The organism is Halomonas sp. PBN3 (assembly GCF_000475415.1).
Classification (GTDB): Bacteria; Pseudomonadota; Gammaproteobacteria; order Pseudomonadales; family Halomonadaceae; genus Halomonas; species Halomonas shengliensis.
This window is the reverse complement of sequence record NZ_AXCA01000089.1, coordinates 1-3,128: the sequence shown is the minus strand read 5'-3', so window position 1 is coordinate 3,128 and position 3,128 is coordinate 1. Positions and strand designations below refer to the sequence as shown.

The 3,128-nt window shown below is 69.2% G+C and carries 1 protein-coding gene; it reads right to left on the bottom strand.

The annotated features are described in order from the left end of the window. On the bottom strand, positions 1-2,613 hold a 2,613-nt coding region (rne, locus tag Q673_RS23385), incomplete at its 3' end, for a ribonuclease E (protein WP_043524390.1). Between the last annotated feature and the right edge of the window lie 515 nt (positions 2,614-3,128).

Sequence of the window (3,128 nt, the reverse complement as noted above, 5' to 3'; positions counted from 1 at the left end):
GGGTGCCTCAGGCTTGGCTTCAGCCTTTGGCCGCTCGGCCTTGGGCGCCTCGGACTTGGCCTCGGCCTTGGGTGCCTCCGGCTTGTCTTCGGCCTTCGGTGCCTCCGGCTTGGCGTCGGCTTTGGGTGCCTCGGCCTTGGCGTCTGCCTTGGGCTGTTCGGCCTCGGTTGCCTCAGGCTTGGCTTCAGCCTTTGGCTGCTCGGCCTTGGGAGCCTCGGGCTTGGCGTCTGCCTTGGGCTGTTCGGCCTTGGTGTCGGCCTTCGGTGCCTCCGGCTTGTTTTCCTGCTTGGGGGCCTCCTCCTTCGGGGCCTCGGCCTGCAGGCGCTGCTGCTCCTCTACCGCCTTGGGGTTAAGGGCGTGCTGGCGGCTGCGATTGCGCGGATTGTTGCGGGTGCGCTTGGGCTTGCCGTCGTCGACAGTGGCCTCGGCGCGCGGCTCCTCGGCCTTGCGGCTCTCCTCCTGGCGGCGGGGCTCGGCGGGCTTCTGGCTGGCGCGGTTGTCACGCTTGTCGCCGCCCTGGCGACGGCCGTCGTCGCGCCCCTTGCTGCCCTCCTGCTGGCGAGCCGGGCGGCCGTCGTCGCGGCGGGCACTTTCCTGGCGTTCCTGACGACCGTTCTCCTGGCGGCCACGGCCGCGGCTACCACGATTGCCGCGGTTGTCGCCGCTATCGCCCTTGTCGCCCCTGGCGTCGCTGCGCTCGCTCTCCTTGCGGGCGCCGCCGCGACGCTCGTCGTTGCGCGCGCGGCGCTGGCGAGTGCCACGCTCGTTGCGCGACTCGTCACGTCCGGCCGGCTTGCGCTCGCCCTTCGCCTGATCGGTGCCGGCGCGCGACCCCGCCTGGCGGCCGGCGTCGGGTGCCTCGTCGCCGCCGAGCAGCTTGGTCAGGCCCTTGACCAGGCGGCCGAGCACGCCGCCCTGGGGCTCCACGGCCACCGGCGGGGCGCTGCGCGCGGGCGGCGCGGCCTTGGCGGGGGCTGGGGCCTCCTCCTGCTGCAGCGAGGCGGGGGCCGGCTCGTGATGGATCACCGTCTTCACCGCGGCCTCGGCGCGCTGCACCGGCTTGCCGAAGGTAGCCTCGGGCTCCTTGCCCACCTCGGTCTCGGTGGAGAGCTCGAAGCTGGATTTCTGGCTGCCATCCTCGTCGACGTGGTCGTCGCGCAGGCGCTGGACGTCGTAGTGGGGGGTGTCCATGTCGGGGCTGGGCAGCAGCACCACGCGCACGCCCTGGCGGCGCTCGATGTCGGCCAGCACGTTACGCTTCTCGTTGAGCAGGTAGGTGGCCACCGGCACTGGCAGGATGGCGCGGATCTGGGCGCTGCGCTCCTTCATCGCCTCCTCCTCGATCAGGCGCATGATCGAGAGCGAGATGGAGCGCACGTCGCGGATGGTGCCCTGGCCGTTGCAGCGCGGGCAGACCACGCCGCTGGTCTCGCCCAGCGACGGGCGCAGGCGCTGGCGCGACATCTCCATCAGCCCGAAGCGGGAGATGCGGCCGATCTGGACCCGGGCGCGATCGAGCTTGAGGGCATCGCGCATGCGGTTCTCGACCTCGCGCTGGTTGCGCGCCGGGCTCATGTCGATGAAGTCGATCACCACTAGGCCGCCGATGTCGCGCAGGCGCAGCTGGCGGGCGATCTCGTCGGCCGCCTCCAGGTTGGTCTGCAGCGCCGTCTCCTCGATATCGCTGCCGCGGGTGGCGCGCGCCGAGTTGATGTCGATGGAGACCAGCGCCTCGGTGTGGTCGATGACGATGGAGCCGCCGGAGGGAAGCTTGACCTCGCGCTCGTAGGCGGTCTCGATCTGGGACTCGATCTGGAAGCGCGAGAAGAGGGGCACCTCGTCGGCGTAGAGCTTGATCTTCTGCTGGTAGGAGGGCATCACCTGGCGTATGAAGCCCAGCGCCTGCTCATGCACCTCGGGGCTGTCGATCAGCACCTCGCCGATGTCCTGACGCAGGTAGTCGCGCATGGCGCGGATGATGACGTTGGACTCGCGGTAGATCAGGAAGGGGGCGGGGCGCTTGCCGGCCTCGCTGGTGATCGACTCCCACACCTGCACCAGGTAGTCGAGGTCCCACTGCAGCTCCTCGGGGCTGCGGCCGATGCCCGCGGTGCGCACGATCAGGCCCATGCGGTCAGGCACGCTGAGTTGGTTCATCGCCTCCTTGAGCTGGCTGCGCTCCTCACCCTCGATACGCCGCGAGATGCCGCCGGCCTTGGGGTTGTTGGGCATCAGCACCAGGAAGCGTCCGGCCAGGGAGATGAAGGTGGTCAGGGCGGCGCCCTTGTTGCCGCGCTCCTCCTTGTCGACCTGGACGATGACCTCCTGGCCCTCCTTCAGAACCTCCTTGATGCTGGGGCGGCCGTCGGGCTCCTTGACGAAGTACTCCCGGGAGATCTCCTTGAGGGGCAGGAAGCCGTGGCGGTCGGCGCCGAAGTCGACGAAGGCGGCTTCCAGGGAGGGTTCGATGCGGGTGATCTTGCCGCGGTAGATGTTGGCCTTCTTCTGTTCCCGGGCACCGGACTCGATGTCCAGGTCGTAGAGGCGCTGTCCATCGACCAGCGCGACGCGCAGCTCTTCAGGCTGGGTCGCATTGATGAGCATCCGTTTCATGTTGACTCGCACTATGGGGCGCCGGCGAGCGCGACGTGGCGAACCGCTGTGTGCTGCGTGCCTGTGCTCAGCGCATGTCACGGATGCGCAGTTGCGTCCGACCGCGCCGCTCCCGGTGGGGCAGCGCCGCGGCATGAGCCTGTTGAGTACGGGGCGGAGGCAGGACATGTCTCGGTGGGCGTCACCCATCCGGCCCTGCGGTCACCGCCAACACCTGGCAATCATCGATTCGCCGACGCCGGCCTCCGGCACGCTGTTGAACGTGTCCCGTGGCCTGCCACCGCCCCGTGACGTCGGGGAGCGGCGGGGGGATACGGGCGTGGCGCGTTTATCGCTGTATCACTTGTCTTGCAACGGGCGGCGGGACGTCTCGACGTCGTCGCGGCCTGATCTTTTCGCTCCGGCCTGCGTGTCTGCGGGCAGGCGCTGTGGGGCGCTAGTTTGCCCATTGGAGCGCCTCGGCAATATAACAGCAAGCGACAAGGGCAGCAATTCAGGGCTATCGCAGTTACCGA